Origin of the sequence: Ornithinibacillus xuwenensis (genome assembly GCF_039614845.1) — a bacterium.
In the GTDB taxonomy this organism is placed as follows: domain Bacteria; phylum Bacillota; class Bacilli; order Bacillales; family Amphibacillaceae; genus Ornithinibacillus; species Ornithinibacillus xuwenensis.
Window position 1 is genome coordinate 20,671 of record NZ_JBDIML010000006.1, and the last position, 19,714, is coordinate 40,384.

8 protein-coding genes are annotated in these 19,714 nt (G+C 39.1%); 7 read left to right on the forward strand and 1 reads right to left on the reverse strand.

The genetic code is table 11. The features are described 5' to 3' along the window. The first annotated feature begins 62 nt into the window (after positions 1-62). Together glcT and ptsG are read left to right on the forward strand one after the other, a co-directional pair. Complete coding sequence (gene glcT, locus ABC228_RS15355) at positions 63-908, forward strand: glucose PTS transporter transcription antiterminator GlcT (RefSeq protein WP_345826047.1); 846 nt, start codon at positions 63-65, stop codon at positions 906-908. 192 nt (positions 909-1,100) lie between these two features. Then, positions 1,101-3,158 (forward strand): glucose-specific PTS transporter subunit IIBC, encoded by a 2,058-nt coding sequence (ptsG, locus tag ABC228_RS15360; protein ID WP_345826048.1) that lies wholly within the window; start codon positions 1,101-1,103, stop codon positions 3,156-3,158. Between the two features lie 53 nt (positions 3,159-3,211). Here the strand turns inward: ptsG and ABC228_RS15365 are convergent, their stop codons facing one another. Beyond that, positions 3,212-4,060, reverse strand: a complete 849-nt coding sequence (locus ABC228_RS15365; protein WP_345826049.1) for a Cof-type HAD-IIB family hydrolase — start codon at positions 4,058-4,060, stop codon at positions 3,212-3,214. A gap of 390 nt (positions 4,061-4,450) precedes the next feature. Between ABC228_RS15365 and ABC228_RS15370 the strand changes: the two genes are divergently transcribed. The 5 genes from ABC228_RS15370 (at position 4,451) to ABC228_RS15390 (ending at position 19,594) form a co-directional block, all read left to right on the forward strand. Further along, entirely contained in the window at positions 4,451-6,493 is a 2,043-nt protein-coding gene (locus ABC228_RS15370) for a BglG family transcription antiterminator (RefSeq protein WP_345826050.1), read from the forward strand. Next, complete coding sequence (locus ABC228_RS15375; protein ID WP_345826051.1) at positions 6,493-6,774, forward strand: PTS sugar transporter subunit IIB; 282 nt, start codon at positions 6,493-6,495, stop codon at positions 6,772-6,774. The genes ABC228_RS15370 and ABC228_RS15375 overlap by 1 nt, the downstream gene beginning before the upstream one ends. A 25-nt stretch (positions 6,775-6,799) precedes the next feature. Next, positions 6,800-8,161: a PTS ascorbate transporter subunit IIC gene (ulaA, locus tag ABC228_RS15380; RefSeq protein ID WP_345826052.1), complete on the forward strand. Its 1,362-nt coding sequence runs from the start codon at positions 6,800-6,802 to the stop codon at positions 8,159-8,161. Between the two features lie 39 nt (positions 8,162-8,200). Beyond that, positions 8,201-10,189 (forward strand): transketolase, encoded by a 1,989-nt coding sequence (gene tkt / locus ABC228_RS15385; protein WP_345826241.1) that lies wholly within the window; start codon positions 8,201-8,203, stop codon positions 10,187-10,189. A gap of 300 nt (positions 10,190-10,489) precedes the next feature. Continuing rightward, positions 10,490-19,594: a carboxypeptidase regulatory-like domain-containing protein gene (locus tag ABC228_RS15390; RefSeq protein ID WP_345826053.1), complete on the forward strand. Its 9,105-nt coding sequence runs from the start codon at positions 10,490-10,492 to the stop codon at positions 19,592-19,594. The last annotated feature ends 120 nt before the right edge of the window (positions 19,595-19,714 follow it).

Genomic DNA, 19,714 nt, shown 5'->3' on the forward strand with positions numbered 1-19,714 from the left:
TTTTAATATGTTTGGTGTAATGATATAATATTGGTTGTATTTTTTTTAAGGAGACATCAGGTTTGAAAACATACTCGGTGATAAAGGCATTAAATAATAATGTGATTATAGCGTTAGATAAGGAAAAAGAAGAAGTAGTCTTAATAGGCAAAGGAATAGGCTTTAATAAGAAACGAAATGATTTAATACAAGAGAATACGATTGAAAAACTATTTGTTCTTCGGAATAAAAAGGAACAGGAAAGCTACCTGAAGCTACTTCCTAATATTGATGAATCAACACTTGAGGCAATCATCACAGCGATTGAATTGATTAAACGAAGATCCAATACGATCTTAAATGAAAACGTTCACGTAGCGTTGACAGATCACATCCTATTTGCAATTACTCGATTAATGCGGGGCATGCAAATTAAAAATCCATTTTTAACGGAAACAAAAGTGTTATATCCATTTGAATATGAAATTGCTGCAGAGGTCGTCGACTTTATTAATCATTCCCTTCAGATTCAGCTACCGGAAGGAGAAGTTGGTTTTATTGCGTTACATGTTCATAGCGCAATAACTGAAAAGTCGGTATCGGAATTAAGCACTTATTCTAATCTTCTTGCTCAATTAGTGGATACCATTGAAGAACAGCTTATGATTACGATAGATCGGGAAGGTATTGATTATTCAAGGTTAATAAGACATATTCGTTATACAATTGAACGAGTCCAAAAGGATGAAAAAATGGATGAGCCTATGAAATTAGCAATCCTATTGAAAAGTGAATATCCAGTGTGCTATAATCTTGCTTGGAAACTTATAAAGATAATGCAGCAAACATTAAAAAAACCTGTCTATGATGCTGAAGCCGTTTACTTAACGATGCATCTTCAGCGATTAGTCGTCAAATACAATTCATAAATAATTACGTGTTACTGATTCGATCAGGCATGAGTAGAGATTTTATGAAATTAGAAGATAAGGGAAAGCTATCCCTATCTTCTAATTTCTGTATCTTCTATTCATGCCTTTTTTGTTTGTATGAAGGATATGACATTAGCAGTATGTTTGTTGCCCATATATAAGTTTGAAAATAAATAGAGGAGGATCTACATGTTTAAAAAAGCTTTTGGTGTTTTACAGAAGATTGGTAAAGCACTTATGCTACCAGTTGCGTTACTGCCTGCTGCAGGTCTATTGCTAGGTTTTGGGAATGCAGCACAGCAGGAAACAACACTTAATTATTTACCTTTTTTAAATGCTGATTGGATTCAGCTAACAGCTTCTGTTATGGAGGACGCTGGAAATGTTATCTTTAGTAACCTTGCCTTAATTTTTGCGGTTGGGGTTGCGATTGGCTTAGCAAGCGATGGAGCAGCAGGTCTTGCAGCGCTTGTTGGTTATTTAGTACTAAATCAAGTGATGGGATCATGGTTAGGGGTTACACCTGAGATGATCGAAGCTGATCCAAGCTATGCAAGCGTTTTAGGAATTCCTACCCTACAAACTGGGGTGTTTGGCGGGATTATAGTCGGACTAATAGCGGCGTTTGCCTATAATCGATACCATAATATCGAAATGCCATCGTTCTTAGGATTCTTTGCAGGTAAGCGCTTTGTTCCGATTGCTACTGCAGCATTTTCATTAATAGCAGGTTTACTACTTCTATTAATATGGCCACCAATTCAGAGTGCGATGAATAGTGCATCTCATTGGCTAATTGAAGAAGGAACATACCTGGCTGTGTTTTTCTTTGGTTTTATTAAACGTTTACTTATTCCATTTGGATTACATCATATCTTCCATGCGCCATTCTGGTATGAGTTTGGTTCTTACACAACCGCTGCAGGTGATATTGTACGTGGAGATATGACAATCTTTTTTGCACAATTACGTGATAATGTGGAGATTACTGCAGGTAACTTCATGGCAGGGGAATTTCCAATTATGATGTTTGGTCTTCCAGCTGCAGCCCTTGCAATGTATCATGCAGCTAGACCAGAAAGAAAGAAATTAGTGGCAGGGTTGCTTGTATCTGGTGCGCTTACATCTTTCTTAACGGGTATAACCGAACCACTTGAGTTTTCATTTATGTTTATCTCACCATTACTATTTTTAATTCATGCTATCTTAGACGGTCTTTCCTTTATGATTATGACCGCATTAAGTGTCAATATTGGTTACACCTTCTCAGGTGGATTTATTGACTTTGCATTATTCGGTATCTTACCTGGTAAAGAACCGTGGTGGCTAGCAATATTAGTCGGTATCGCCTTTGGTGTCCTGTACTACTTCTTATTTAGATTCTTTATTAAGAAATTCAATTTAATGACTCCAGGCCGTGAAGCGGTTGAAGAAACGGAGTCAGAATCAAAAGGTGAGGCAGGAGATCTTGCCTATAATGTATTAGGTGCTATGGGTGGACAAGAAAACATTTCTCATCTTGATGCATGTATTACAAGACTCCGTGTTTCCGTCAATGATATTAAACAGGTTGACAAAAACGAATTGAAAAATCTTGGAGCAGCAGGCGTCCTTGAAGTGGGCAATAATATTCAAGCAATATTTGGTCCTCGTTCAGAGATTATTAAAGGGCAAATGCAGGATATTATATCTGGGAAAAAACCTCGTCCAGCTGAAAAAGTTGATCAGGATGGAGAAATTAAGCAACAAATCGAAGAGGTTAATCCAGATGCGTTACGAAATGAATTCGAAAATGAAGAAATCTTAGCACCAATTACAGGTGAAATTCTTCCGATTACAGAAGTACCTGACCAAGTGTTTGCAGGGAAAATGATGGGAGACGGATTTGCGATTAAACCACAGGAAGGTTTAATTGTATCGCCTGTTAATGGAAAAATTATCAATGCATTCCCGACAAAGCATGCACTTGGTATACAATCCGATGGTGGTAGAGAAATTCTAATCCATGTTGGAATTGACACCGTCAACTTAAAAGGTGAAGGGTTTGAATTATTGGTAAATGAAGGAGATACAGTAAAAGCTGGTCAACCTTTATTACAAGTAGACTTAGCCTATATTGAAAAGCGCGCTACTTCAATTGTTACACCAATTGTATTTACAAACCTTAAGGCTGATGAGAAGATTTCCATCCAAAAACAGGGAAATGTACAACGTGAAGAAAAAGATATTGTGAAAATTGATAACTAAATCCAAAACACCGGAATAAGCTTTATTCCGGTGTTTTTGTTAAGGATTTATTTTCAGTCGAATCTTGATAGTAAGTAATAAAATAGTCCGTTTTGTTCGTATGTAAGCGAAGTTATTTCATTTGCTTCTGATTTTACGTTCTCTTCGGCATTTTTCATGGCAACTGCGTGTGCTGCGAGTTGAAACATTGGGATATCATTTTCGCCATCGCCAACAACTAGAAGATTGTCTTTTATAAGTCCATATTCTTTTAGTAATAATTCGATTCCGGTCGCTTTAGAAACATTAGAAACCATGATTTCTACATTATGTAGGGAAGAGGATGACATCGAAAAATCTCTTTCCTGTTTAAACGTATTTAGTCTAGCTTTCCAATCATTAATTTTCTTCGGGCTCATACTAAAGAAATACACTTTAACAATGTCTTGGAAGTTTAGTTCTTGAACCCATTGAATTTTCTTATCGATAGCAGCTGTCCTAGAATTAAATTCATTCGTTAACAATGTTTCGGGTGCCATCGTATGTATTACTTCATTTGTGAAGTATTCCTTATCTAATTCCAATGCAAAACGAGATTCCTGCAGCGGATGTACCTCATAATAGAGTTTTGCTTCTCTTGCTTCAGACAGAACTTGTTGGAGGAGTTGTTTATGAAGAGCATGTTGTGCAAGCGGCTTGGAATCGGTATATGCCCCCATCCCGTTTGCTGTTACATAACCATCCAGCTTTACATGGCTAGGTAGCACGTCTGCAATCTCCTTTTGTGTTCTACCTGTAGCGACAAAGATTTTAATACCTTGTTTTCGTAAATTACTTAGTAAACTTAATAGCTTATCATCTATTGAACCGCTGGGGTCTAATAGTGTACCATCCATATCTAATGCGATTGCTTTGATTTCCATCAGACATTCCTACCTTTCTTATTCAATATACGAGTGCGGCCGCATGTAACTGGCAGAAGTATCCTACGTCAAACTTTTTTATAAAATCGGAGCGTAAGGTTTGAACTGCCGTATAAGTTTCTGTTCAACTAACAGTCAGTGGAAAAGAAATCTCCAGAAGAATGAAGTTCCATCCATTATGTAGTTGTCTTGACTTGGCACTTTTTACATAAACAACTATTTTCAGCATGTATGTGTAGCCATAGTAATAGTATAAGAAAAAAGTAGGTGAATTAGGTGGATTGATGAGCACAATTCATGATGGAATTAGATACATAGATTGGGTTCAAATGTCATTGAAGGCCGTATGAAAGCGTTTTATACTTTAGTTAAGAAGTGGGGGGCAACAACGTGTTTGACCAACGATCTTATTTATTGTTTAAAGAAATCACTTCGAATCATCAGATTTCCAAATCAGAAGTGATGCGCAAATTAGAGTTGACGGAAAGACAGTTTCATTATGATTTGGATAAAATTAATGCTGCATTAACAAGTCTTAATTTACCGGAGGTGGCACTGAATCATCACGTATTTCATATTCCTGAGGAAGTAAGTGGAATGATGAAATCTGGTATTTTATCAGAACTCAATTCCAATATTTTCATTATTTCAGAGCAGGATCGGATATTTGCAATTTATTTATATACCTTTATACGCAAGGAGCCAGTGTCAAACTATCATTATCAGCTGTTGCTTGGTGTCAGTAAAAACACTGCGCTAGCGGATGTGAAAAGGGTAAAGGAACTTTGTCTAGAGTGGAATATGGAATGGATTTATACAAGAGTGGATGGTTATCATGTAAATGGAAGTGAGATGGATAAGCGAAGACTTGCTTCCTATTGTATTGATACCTTGTTAACACAGCCACTTGGAAAGGAAGTCCTACTATTAATCCTGAAAAGCTGGGGCTATGAAAATCGATTAGTTGAAACAAAGGAAATAATTGATGAATTTCTCGAGGAATCTTCAATTGAATTGGTTAAGAGCCGAAAAAATGAAATGATTACAAGACTTACTTATATTTGCTCACGGACAAATATCGGCGAAATATTCTTTAAGGACTATGAGAAGAATATTATTGAAAGGCAAAGTATCTATAAAACCGGTAGTTTGTTGGCGAAACAATTGTTTCCTCAGCGTCATCAAATGGAAAGCTACTTCGTTACCTTGCAGCTATTAATTACCTTACAGGAAGTAGGGAAGGATGAAAATCCAACCTTAAGTGAGTTGGCAGAACGAATTATTAATGAGTTTGAAAAGATCACTTTGTTGCCAATAGAAAGTAAGCAGTTCTTACAGAAGAGCTTATACAATCATTTAGTTCCTGCATTCTTTCGGATTTCATTTAATATTCCACTTATAAATCCACTAAAAGAAAGGATTCAGGAGGAATATCCGGATTTATTTAAATTTGTTCGGCAAGCATTAGCACCATTATCAATGTGGACAGGTCAAATAATAAGTGAAGAGGAAATTGGCTACTTTACCCTTCACTTTGGTGGTCATTTGAAAATTGATAAAGGTCAATCTCAGGAGAAGTTACGGGCAGTCATTATCTGCTCGAATGGAATAAGCTCCTCCATGATGCTAAAGGCACAGTTAAGTGAAATGTTCTCAGATGTGAAATTTTTAAGTGTTCATTCGTTAAATAAATTATCGGATTTGCCAACTAGTGAATACGATATGATTTTTTCAACAGTAGAAGCTACTTCTGTGAAGCCTATCTATGTTGTAAAACCCATTTTATCGCAAGTAGAAAAAAATTATCTAATACAACAAGTTGCCTCTGATTTTCCAAGGTTAAATGTTAAAAACCTATCAGTTGACCGGTTGATGGAGGTTATCTCAAAGTACGCAGACATAAAAGAGGAAGAAAAATTATTTTCCGAGCTAGTAAACGTACTTTACTTTAAAAACACAGATAAAGGGAGATTTTCACCAATGCTTTCAGAATTATTAACAGAAGACATGATTCATTTTACAGATGCTGAATGGAATTGGAAGGATGCGATAGCGAATGCATCAGCTCCATTATTAGAAACAGGAAAAATTGAACAATCCTATATCGATGCGATGATTCATAACGTAGAAGAAGTAGGGACCTATATTCATATTGGGAAAGGAATCGCGATTCCTCACGCAAGACCTGAATCGGGCGTTAATCGAATCGGGATGTCATTTCTAAGGACAAAGCGTCCGGTACGATTATTGGATAAAGAAGAGCATGCCATTGATATCTTTATCTGTATTGCAGCAATTGATAATGAGGCTCATCTTAAAGCATTATCTCATTTAACGAGAATTCTAGCAGATGATAAGAAGCTTCAGCTATTAAAAGAAGCTCAATCAGCTGCTGAAGTTATCAATTTAATTAAAGAAGGGGAAGAGAACTAATGAAAATAATGACTGTATGTGGACACGGATTAGGAACTAGCTTCATGGTAGAAATGAATATTAAACAAGTATTACAAGATTTAGGGGTTACAGGTGTTGAAGTCGAGCATTCTGATTTAAGCTCCGTTGCACCTGGAGATGCCGATGTGTTTTTCCTTGCAAAGGATATTGCAGATGGTGGATCCCATTTAGGTGAAGTAGTGGTATTAAATAATATTATTGATATGGATGAATTAAGAGAAAAAGTAACGAACCTAATGAAAGAAAAAAACCTAATCTAATTAATCACAAATAGGGGGAAGTACAATGAATTCATTTTTAAGTACATTAGTTGATATTTTAAGTGAACCAGCGATTCTTGTTGCGATAATCGCATTAGTTGGATTGTTATTGCAACGCAAAAAGCTTCCAGACACCATTAAAGGTACTACCAAAACCTTTGTTGGTTTCCTAGTAATTTCAGCTGGTGCTGGAATTCTACAAACTGCATTAGCACCGTTTGGTTCCATGTTCCAGGAAGCATTTAATGTTTCTGGGGTAGTTCCAAATAATGAAGCAATCGTAGGCTTAGCACTTACAGAGTATGGTACAAACACTGCACTTATTATGTTCTTTGGTATGATTGTTAATATTTTAATTGCTCGTTTTACTCGCTTTAAATATATTTTCTTAACTGGTCACCATACACTATATATGGCTTGTATGCTAGCTGTAATCATGGCGGTTGCTGGCTTTGACACAGTAGGATTAATTGCAGCTGGTGCTGTTGCATTAGGTATTATCATGACATTATCTCCAGCGATTCTACAGCCATTTATGCGTAAACTGACAGGTAATGATAACGTAGCACTTGGTCACTTCAGTGCTGTAGGTTATGCGGTAAGTGGATTAGTTGGTAAAGCAGTTAAAGGTAAAAAAGAACCTGTTTCAACTGAAAAGATTAATTTTCCGCAAGGACTTGGATTCTTACGTGATAGTACGGTAAGTATTGCACTTACGATGGCATTAATTTATATCATCGTTGCATTATTTGCTGGTCCAACTTTTATTGAAAGTGAATTAAGTGGAGGTACGAATTATCTTGTATTCTCACTAATCCAAGCTGGTAATTTTGCAGCTGGTGTATTTATCATCCTTGCAGGTGTACGTCTCGTATTAGCGGAAATTGTTCCTGCTTTCCAAGGAATATCTACGAAACTAGTACCTAATGCAAAACCTGCACTTGATGTTCCAATTGTATTTACGTATGCTCCAAATGCTGTATTAATTGGTTTCTTCTCAAGCTTTGTAGGCGGTATTGTATCTATGGTCGTAATGGCCTTTACGGGAAGTGTCATTATCTTACCGGGAGTTGTTCCACACTTCTTTACAGGTGCAGCAGCTGGTGTGTTTGGTAACGCAACTGGCGGTGTGCGAGGTGCCGTACTAGGTGCATTTGTCAACGGTATTATCATATCATTCTTACCGGTATTCTTAATGCCAGTACTAGGAGATCTAGGATTTGCAAACTCTACATTCTCTGATGCAGACTTCGGTGTTTCTGGAATCTTCTTTGGTAGTCTAGCAAATTATGCTGGTCCAATTGCTATTGTCGTAAGCATCGTTGTAATCCTTGTTCTAATGGCAATTCCTTTTGGGAAAAAGAAGAAAGCAGAAGTAAATAACTAATAAAATCTAGCGATATGGAGGATGAATGTTATGGCAGCAATGACGAAAGCAATATCCGAACTATCCATTAATACCATCCGTACGCTAACCATTGATAGTGTAGAAGCAGCACAGCATGGGCATGCAGGTATGCCCATGGGTGCTGCTCCAATGGCGTATGCATTATGGAAAAATCATTTAACCATTAACCCAAATAATCCAGATTGGTTTAATCGTGATCGCTTTGTACTATCTGCTGGGCACGGGTCTAATTTACTGTATAATCTTCTTCACCTTTCTGGCTTTGATGTTTCCATAGAGGATTTAAAAACTACTAGACAATGGGGAAGTAAAACACCTGGGCATCCTGAATATGGTCATACACCTGGCGTTGAAGCGACAACAGGACCTCTGGGACAAGGGATTCCAGTGAGTGTCGGTATGGCGCTTGCGGAAAGATACTTAGCAGAAACATATAACCGTAAAAATTATTCGGTTGTGGATCATTATACGTATACGATTTGTGGTGACGGTGATTTAATGGAAGGTGTTTCCTATGAGGCGGCGTCGCTGGCTGGTCACCTTGGATTAGGGCGCCTGATAGTACTATATGATTCGAATGATATAAGTTTAGACGGTGATTTAAACATCTCCTTCTCAGAAGATATGAAAAAGCGCTTTGAGTCCATGAAATGGCAATACCTACGAGTTGATGATGGAAATGATTATAGAGCAATTGAAACGGCAATACAAGAGGCAAAGCAGGAAGAAAATCGTCCAACACTTATTGAAGTAAAAACGACCATCGGCTATGGTTCTCCAAAACTTCAAGGAACACATAAAGCACATAGTAATCCGTTAGGTGAAGAAGAAATTAAGCACACGAAGAATTTTCTAGGCTGGGAATATGCAGAAGAGTTCTATGTACCAGAAGCGGTTTATGAAGATTTCAGTAGTATTCGTGAAAATGGGAAGCAAAAAGAGCAGGAATGGAATGCTCGGTTCACGCAATATGAATTAGAATATCCAGAAGAAGCTTATGAACTTAAACGGATTATTTCTGGTGATCTTCCTGAACATTGGGACAGCAACCTTCCTTTCTTTACTGAGGGAGAGGTACTAGCAACAAGAGCATCAGCAAGTAAAGTGCTTAATGCATTAGCTGATGTATTTCCAGAATTAGTTGGTGGTGCTGCAGACTTAAACTCCTCTACCCAAGCAAAATTAAACGAATATGGTGATATGAAATCAGGGGCTTATAATGGTAGAAATGTATGGTTTGGTGTACGTGAGTTTGCAATGGGAGCGATTGCGAACGGAATGGCATTACATCAGGTAAAGCCATTTGTCAGTACTTTCTTTGTATTTTCCGATTATCTACGTCCTGCAATTCGTCTAGCCTCATTAATGAAATTACCTGTGACCTATGTTTTTACACATGATAGTGTTGCAGTTGGTGCTGATGGACCAACCCATCAACCAGTTGAACATTTAGCTTCATTTCGAGCAATGCCAGGGCTATCCGTCATTCGTCCTGCTGATGCTAATGAGGCGAAGGAAGCTTGGAAGCTTGCAATTACACAGAAGAATAATCCAACAATGCTCGTATTAGGACGACAAGGACTTCCAACCCTTGCGGAGACTACTAAGCTTGCTGCTGAAGGCGTGGCAAAGGGCGCCTATGTTCTCTCAGAATCAATAGAAAAGGCAACTGGTATATTAATAGCCACAGGGTCTGAAGTTGTGCTTGCGCTTCATGCACAAAAGGAGCTAGCAAAGGAAGATATTCATGTGAATGTTGTTAGCATGCCATCATGGGATTTATTTGAACAACAATCGGAAGCTTATAAGGAATCGGTTCTTCCGAAGCATATCGCAAGACGTCTATCAATCGAAATGGGATCTAAGCTAGGTTGGAGCGAATATGTTGGTCGAAATGGAGCTGTGATGAGCATTGACACATTTGGAGCATCCGCACCTGGAGACGAGGTTATCGAAAAGTATGGTTTTACAGTAGAAAATGTCGTTAAATCTTATAAAAAATTATGATAAAGCGACGAAACTTTTATGGATTTTGTCGAAAGATATGGATGTTCTAGTAGTTTTCTATACTATTTTCGCAAAACACCGGTGTTAAAACCGGTGTTTTTTTCTGTGCTTACATCCTTTAGCAATTATCGACAATACCATATAAATACTGGGTTAACGAGTGGTAGGTTACTATTTTACTATCTTTATAGGTTGATTTTCTCATTTCTATCATGGGTTATTGTTTCGTTTTTTTATAAATGTTAACATAATTTAAATTATTAGTAAAAATCTGATTATTTTGCGAAGGTGGGGTCGTTCATGCGATTATATCGAAAAAAACATCGCAGAATTTGGGTAATTTTTGCGATAGTACTAATGGTAATTTCTTTATTTACACCGACAGCATCGCTTGCGGAGGGTTCGCAAGAATTAGACATTAATACCCTTGAAGAAGATTTACAAATAGAAAAGAAGCTGGAGCAGTCAAACTCAAAATCAGTAGATGATTATGAGCTTGAGGTTTCTGGTGAGGATGGGCTGCCTAGGCTACATGATGGTCTTGAAATAGACAAGCCATCCTATGCGGAAAATGAAGCAAAAGAAACTGCCGTAGAAGATAAAATAGTCCTGGATGGGAAGGTGGAGCAAAAGATTTACCAGTCTCTTGAAAAAGAGGATAAGGTAAATGTCATCATTCACATGAAAGACACCACTGCTTCCATGGAAACTAGCAATAGTATTTTCTCAGAGGCAGCAAAAGAAACCAATCGTGAAGAACGTTTAATGATGGTGCAAAATCACTTGCAAAGTGTTGCCGAGAAGTCACAGTCAGAAGTACTGCGTCAATTGGATAGTTTTTCACAAAAAGGTCTGGCACAAGAAATAAAACCACTATGGATCGTGAATGGGATTGCTGCAAGTGTTACACAAGAAGCATTAGATAGTTTATCAAAACGTGATGATGTCGAAAAAATTGTTTTAGAAAAAGTATTCGAGGTTCCAGCGGTATCTGTAAGCGAAACTTCCCCCCGTTTACCAGAATGGGGTCTGGAAAAAGTGAATGCCACAGATGTGTGGGGACGTTACGGAATTGATGGAGAAGGAATTGTAGTTGGTATTATGGATAGTGGTGTTGAAGCTAGTCATGAGGCACTTGCAGGTAATTATCGTGGCCGTGATGGAAATCATCAATATTCATGGGCAGATTTTTCAGGTGATGGCTATGAGATTCCACATGATGGCAATGGACACGGAACACATGTTACCGGTACTGCTGTCGGTGGAGGCGAAGGGGAGCCAATTGGAGTAGCCCCAGGTGCTGAATGGATTGCTGCCAAAATATTTAATGATAATGGTTTTGCATCTGAATCTGGAATTCATGAGGCATTTCAATGGTTTATGGCTCCAGGTGGAGATCCATCCATGGCACCACAGGTAGTCAATAACTCATGGGGTAATTCCAATACAGGTGATACTACTTTTCAGCAGGATGTACAAGCATGGGTTGCAGCAGGTATTTTTCCATTATTCGCCGCAGGTAATGATGGACCAATCTCAAATTCTATTGGGGCACCAGCTAGCTTTCCAGAATCATTTGCAATCGGTGCTACCGATAGTAACGACCAAATTGCTTATTTTTCAAGTAGAGGACCTGTTTATTGGGGAGATAACCGTATAATAAAGCCAGATGTATCAGCTCCGGGTCAGGAGATTTATTCAGCTTGGCCTGGTAATGGCTACCACACAATTAGTGGAACTTCAATGGCAACTCCTCATGTTGCGGGGGTTATCGCCTTAATACTTCAAGCAGATCCTGAGCTGACCGATGATGAGCTAAAGGCGCTATTAAAAGATACTACTAGAACAGAAATTCATATGGGACAATTGCCAAATGGTTTATATGGAACAGGTATTGTGGATGCTTATCAAGCTGTTACGACAGCAGCTTTTGCAGGAGAAGTACACGGTACGATTACAGATGAAAATGGCAACCCAATAGGAGCTACTATTCGAGTTGAAGAAGAGAATTTAGAAGTAGAGGTTCCGGACGATGGTACTTTCCAATTTATCCTCCGAGAAGGGACACATACGGTAACAGTAGAGTCCTTTGGTTATGGAACAGAAGAATTTACGATAACAGTAGAAAAGGATCAAATAGCTGAAGTTACTTGGCAACTACCAGCATCTAATCAATATTCTATTGATGGGGTGGTAGAGACAGCGGATGGTAATCCGGTATCCTTTGCATATGTTCGAGTACAAAATACACCAATTGGTTATGTCCGTACAAATGAAAATGGGGAGTTTACGATTCCAGGTGTTCCAGAGGGGGATTATCAGCTACTTATAACGGGTAAAGGCATAGCTAGTCAAAACAAATCTATTTCCATATCCTCCAATTTAGATATTTCTGTTACCGTATCAGAAAGCAACTTTCAGACGGAGGAAGAATGGAAAACCGGAAACAATAATCATACAAGAAATCCGATATCCAATGAAGACATATCAGTTGAGCATTTAGAAGAAGCATGGAACATTTCTGTTAGTGGGAATGTTGTCTTTTCTTCACCTGTCGTGAATGCGGATACCGTTATCATCGTAACCGAATCAGGCTACGTACAAGCCTTTGATCTAGATACGGGGGATGAAAAATGGACTTTCCGAACTGGGGGCTCTAATAGAAGTACACCAACCATTACGGAAGATTATGTGTACGTAGCAGGTGGTGGTGATCAAATGCTGTATGCATTAGACATCAGTAGTGGTGTCGTTCATTGGAGTATTAACACAGAAAATTTTCCAGTATATGAATCTCCTATCTATGAAGATGGCATTCTATACGTGACATCTAGCATAGATGAGATGACGAAGGTACGTGCATTAGATGCAACCAATGGTAGAACGCTATGGTCTACAACAATTGGGTCTAGCAGTTATTCTGGTGCTTCATTACTTGGTGAACAATTATTTATTGGTAGTGTGGAAACCGGCAATCTTTACGCTCTTTCCAAACAGGATGGAGCGGTTAACTGGACCTTTGAAGCTACAGGTGGAGGTTTCGCTTCGTTCCCAGTAGTGGTTGAAGATACCGTTTATGCATTTAGTACAAACTTCGAAAGTAGTGGCACCTTATGGGCGATAAATGCCGAAACCGGAGAAGAGCGTTGGCATGCGGAGGGTATTGGTGATACACAGGCAGCTTCTCCTGTTGTGTACGAAGATACTATCCTGGTAAGCTCTGCTTCTGCACCGGTATTAAAAGCATTCGATCGCCAGACGGGAGAATTGCGATGGGAAAACAAAAATGTGACGACAACCGTTAACAACGGTGTTGTTTCTAGTAATGGAGTATTCTTCATCATTGATAGCACTTTTTCATTGAAAGCTATTGATGTGTTAAGTGGGGAGCTTTTGGATCAGTGGGCCTTGAGTGGGTCAAGCTCTTCTACACCAGCAATTACGAATGGCCAGGTAGTTGTTGCAACACAAAATGGCTTACAAGTCTATTCTGCTCCGGGTATATTTACTGGAACCATTCAAGATGAGGAAGGCAATCCAGTTTCAGGAACGGTTCGAATAGTCGGAACAGAGGTTAAAGCGGATGCAGACGAAAATGGTAGATTTGAGCTTTCACTTCTCCCAGGTAGTTATCAGGTTAGAGTGGGGAATTATGGCTTAGAGCAAGTTCATGAGGAGCTCGTTATTCAGTCAGGATATCAGGTTGATAAGAACTACCAGCTAGCCCCAGTACAGGAGGGACAGCTTGGGGGGACTGTAGTCGATAGTAGAAGTGGCGAGGCATTGGCTGGTGTTGAAGTAACGGTTCAAGATACGCCATTAAAAACAACAACAGATGAAGATGGTAACTTCCGTTTTGAATCTATATTCGCTGGTAACTATGATGTACGATTCAATGCTAGTGGTTATGTCGATAGTCAGGTGGCAGTCACCGTTCAATCAGGAGAACAGACAGATGCATCTACAGCATTAAACCCTATTGATGTAGCTGTTCTAAATGACTATGAAGCTACCATAACGAATCTATTAAATGTAAATGGAATCCCAGCAGAAGAACGTGATTGGGAGGACTTGCAAGGCGAAGTTTCGAATTACCAAGTTCTCTATCTAAACGGTGCCTACACATCATCAGGCTGGAAGCCAGAAAGATCGGATATGGATGCGCTACTGAACGAGGCTCGTGAAGCGGATGTGAGTATTGTATTTACCGATGTATGGGGACCAAGCTATGGTTCCATTACAGACCTTGTAACACACTATCAGGATCCAGCTTCATTACAGAGTGATTATTCTGATGCCGCCATATCACTCCAACTAAATGAGGAGCATCCAATCTTTGAAGGTTTTCATTCAGGTGATCAGATTCCGATTATGAACGAAGGCAAGGGCTCATGGTTTAATGGATTTTCTGGTCGGAATTTAGCAACAGTATCTAGTAGCCGTCTTGGTGAGGTAGGAACAGGGGTTGCTTATAAAGCTGTTTCGCAAAACAGTGCTCATTTATTACTCGCTAATAATGCAACTGCCTCATGGAATTTACCAACTCAAAACTGGTTACAAGCGCAGCATGATTTATTAGTAAATAGTGTCCAGTACTTGTTAGAGGATGCTTCCTATGGGCAACTAAACGGACAAATCGTGGACCAATCAGGGAATCCACTACAAGCAAGGGTAGAGGTGCTGGAAACAGGTGTATACACTGCTGCGGATGAAAGTGGCCAGTTTGAGCTATTCCATGATGAAGGAACCTTTGAACTAGAGGTTCGCTTAACTGGTTATGAAACACAAGTGATAGAAGTGAGTTTTGAAAATGGGCAACCTGTTACGGAAGAAATTCAATTAGTTTCATCAACTGAAGGGAAATTATCGGGAATTGTTTCCGACTCTATCTCAACAAATCCAATTTCAGATGTACAAGTTATACTTAAAGATACATCCGGTGAAACCGTTCTGGAAACAACTACTGGTAGTAATGGAATTTACGAATTGGAAGGACTTTCTGCAGCGAATTACACCTTGGAGTTTGTTCATGAGGATTATATACTTGAAAAAAACGAAGTAGAAATAAGTGGTCCACCAGTTGAAGTTAATCAAGAGCTTATACCTGAGCCAAGCTTAGCGATTTTAGGAGACCGTTCCTATGGATATAATTTAAAGGAAATATTTGGAGCATATAATATTGATACAACTGATTATCAATCGATTGAATCGTTAACAGAGGAAATTTCCTTCTATGATGTTGTATTTTTCAATGATGAAAGTGGTGTAACATCTGAAAGTCTTCAGGCGCTTGAAAATGCTGCTGATGAACATGGTGTAAGTATTATTTATGGGGACGCTTATTTTTCAGGAGGCGGAATTTATGCATTAAATGCTGCACGACAAGATCCGGTAATTCGAGAGAGTGTGAATGTCAGAACAAGCGCTGCGCAATACGTTATTCGACAAGAGAACCCTATGTTTGGTGAGTATGAGGTTGGGGAGACAATTGATTTGTTAGTCCCAGATGCTAGTCGCGTTGCTATGTTTGATGAGTACTCTGGTTTTGTTTTAGCAGACATTAAGCATGCTGGTAGCGAGGAAGTACATGGTGGTGGTGTTGCCTTTAAACCTCGTACAGCTGATAGCATGGAGCTTCTGTTAAGTGCCCATAGCACAGAAATTGCCCATGATGGTGAGGATTATACAGATGCAGGCCTACAACTGTTTATTGATTCCGTCATTTGGGCTGCTTATGAGGACTTTAATGTATTTCGTGGAAGTGTTCTTGGTGAAAATGGAGAGGCAATTGATGCAACTGTCAATCTTGAAATGGATGGTGTGAATTTAACAGCTGAAACAACAAAGGATAACCCTGATTTTAACATCGCATCAATCGATGGTGATGCACTTGTAACTGTTTCTGCCCATGGCTATGTAACACAAACATTTAACTTATCAATCAATGATTCATTGGAGCCTTTTTCGATTCAGATGCCGTTAAAGGATGATGTTGGGCAGCTCAAAGGGCATATAACGAATAAGACACAATTTGATGCACTTGAGGATGTTCATGTCAAAATCGTAGGCTATCCAAGAGAATCATATACAGATGAATTAGGCTACTATCAGATTGACAATCTAGAACCTGGTACCTATGAAGTAGAAATTACGAAAGATGACTTTTTAGAGGAAGTCCTAACGGTTGAAATTGGACCAAGTGAAGTAAAAACATATGATACAGCGTTACGACCATCACCAACAATTGGTATTATCGTCGATGTTCAATCCTCCTCCTATACGAGCTTAGAAGAATATTTAGGAAGTAAAGGATATCATACTGTATCGATGTTCTATGATGACGTAGATATGCTTCCGGAAGTTGATCTAGTATTCGCAAATTCAGATTATAACAATAGTCTTATTCCGGATGAGGAAACCTTTAAGCGGTTTGTGGAAGCTCTTGATGAGACGGAAACCTCCGTCATCTGGACTGGCCAGTATGGAGGAAAGGGTAGTATTCGTTATCTCTATGAATACTTGGAGGATCCAAAAGAAGAGTATCGTGGAAGTGGAGATGGAAAGCAGACTGCCTATGTAGTAGAAGAACACCCGATATTTGAAGGCGTTCCAGATACCTTTGAATTCCAGCCAGATCGGGGCTACTATTACGGTTTTGATGGTTATTCTGGTACTATATTGGCTGATTATGATAAAGAAGGTATTGAAGAAGACGGCTATATGATTGGATTTAAAGGCCGGACCGTTAATAGTGTAGAAGTATTACTAGGTGGAATGACTTTCGGATATGGATTCCATCCTGGAGACGAGTCATTTGACGAAAATCGAGAAAAAATAATCAATAATGCAATTCTATGGGCAATTGACCATGAAGATAGCTATGCAGGTGAAATACGAGGACAGGTTATGAATAATTTTGATGTGCCAATACAAGCAGAAGTAACGGTTGTGGAAACCGGACAAACAGTGCCAACAGATAATGAAGGTAAATTTGTTGTTGCTTTAGCTGAAGGGACGTATACATTAGCTATTGAAGGCTATGGTCATCAGGAAGCTGAATTTGAAGTCCAAGTTATTAATGGAGAAATTACGGAAGAAAGCTTCGCACTACAAGCGTTATCTGTTGGAGAACTATCGGGTGTAATTCGAGCGAGCTCGACTGGGAATTTAATTCCAGGAGCGATTATTGAGATTCTTGGTACACCTCTTAAAGCTGAAGCAGATGAAAACGGAGCGTTTCATATTGTCGTTCCGGAAGGCTCCTATGAAGTGCGAGTTACAGCTAGTGGCTATCAACCGCAAACTAATACCGTAACCGTTACAACCGGGCAAACCTCAAGTCTTAACCTGATGTTGAATGAATCTCAGGCAATTGCTGTCATTGCCTCCTCATCAAATCACGGTAGATTAACGCCTTTCTTAGAGGAGAATGGTTATGAGGTCGTGGAATTTGACCGTGATGAGCAGGCTCTGGTGAAGGAAAATATTGAGGATTTTGCGCTTGTGATATTTAATGATTCAGGTACAAGTATGAGTGAAGCGGACTTCCAAGGACTAATTGATGCCGCAGACGAAGAACAAGTAAGTATGATCTTTTCCAATCAAATGGGATATGGTTCTATCAATCATTTAAGGGATTATTTAGAGGATCCAAGTGTCACTGATACTGACTTTTTACCAAATGCAATTAAATATGAGGTATTGGAAGAACATCCAATTTTCAGAGGGTATGAGGTAGGAGATCAAATCACAATACTACAAAGACCAGATAGTAACCAACAATATGGTGTATTTGATAACTATAGTGGTACGACAATTGCAGACCTTGTCCATGATGAGGAAGGGCGACTAGGAAGTGGTATTGCCTATGATTTCAGGTCTAGTGGACATGTTCATTTATTACTAAGTAGCTTGTCCGTGAGCTTATATGGTAATCCGGATGACCGCTGGACGGAGGACACAAGGAACCTTTATATTAATGCAGTAGACTGGGCGATTAACGCATCGCTAGGAGAAATAACAGGTACCGTTCAAACAGAAGATGGTGAGCCAATAGCTGGGGCAACTGTACGAGTTGAAAATGAAAATATTTCCGTACAAACGAACGATCAAGGGCGTTATTCCGTTGGTGTAAGTACAGGAGAGCATGTCGTATCCATCTCTGCAATTGGATATGAAACCGCGGAAGAAACCGTTGTTGTTGAAAATATTGGTGATGTGGTTAACTTGAATGTCAACTTGCAAGCATCAGACCGGATGTCTATTTACGGGCAGGTAATAAATCCATCAACAGGTGAAGGTGTACAAGATGTTACGGTAACAGCAAAAGATGAATCAGGCTTAGTAGAATTTTCTACGATAACAGATGAAGATGGTCAATATCTGCTTAACGAGCTTTTAGCAGGAACCTATCAAGTCACCTTTGAAAAAGAGGGCTACCTTCCAATTACGGAAACCGTAGACATTACGACTGGGGAAAACATTGAAGTTAATGTATCCATGAGCTCTTACAATATTGCCGTTCTTGGAGATTATAAAGGCGAAATAAGTAATCTCCTAAATGAAGAAGGTGTAGCAACTGAACAAGTTGATTGGAGTATTATCGACCACGTAGACCTTTATGAAACAATCATTGTAAATGCAAGTGAAGCGGAACCTGCTGATGTAGACGCCCTAATTGCCGCAAGTGATGAGCACCATACGAGTCTTGTGTTCCTAGATACTTGGGGAAATACTGGCTCAATAGCATTATTAGAAGAAGCGTTGGGATATCCAGTATTGAATAATCAAAGCTATGATGAAGGAGAGGTTTTTGTAGATATTGGCAAGTCAGAACATCCGATATACGAAGGGTTTGAAGAGGGAAGAATTCAAATCTTAGCAGAAAGAAGCCCATATGCAACGTTTAAGGATTATCCTGGTACTGTACTTGGCAATCTGACAGTGGATGAGGAAGATAAAGGTGCTTCTATTGCCTATTCATTTAGAAGTAATGAACATATGCATCTACTATTATCACCATTTGCTGTTAATAACATGGTTGGACCGGAAAGAGGCTGGACTGAGGATGGCAAAAAGCTATTCATTCAAGCAATTAAATGGGCTAGAGATGGAGTAGGGCAGCTTCCAGAACCACCAGTATGGAAAAAAGAATATGAGGAGCATCGTTCTGGAAATTCTGTAGTTGTTGGTGGATTTGCAGAGCCAGGAGTAACAATTCGAATTTATCATGGAGAAACGTTGCTTCATGAAACAACAACAAACCCTGGAGGTGTATTCTTAGCGAAGCTATCCTTACCTGAAGGATCCTACACATTAGATGCAGAAGCTGTCAACGAAGACGGAATCGTTAGAAACGAAGAGCCACTAGAACTAGAAATTAGTTCCAAGCAACCTGTACGTTAACAGATGGTGCCAGACGCTATCCAGTCATTATTGGATAGCGTCTGGCATTCTTATGTATATTCTGTCCAATTTAGGTAAAGATTCTAAGGATACAAATTCTTGATTTAGCGTGGTGATACT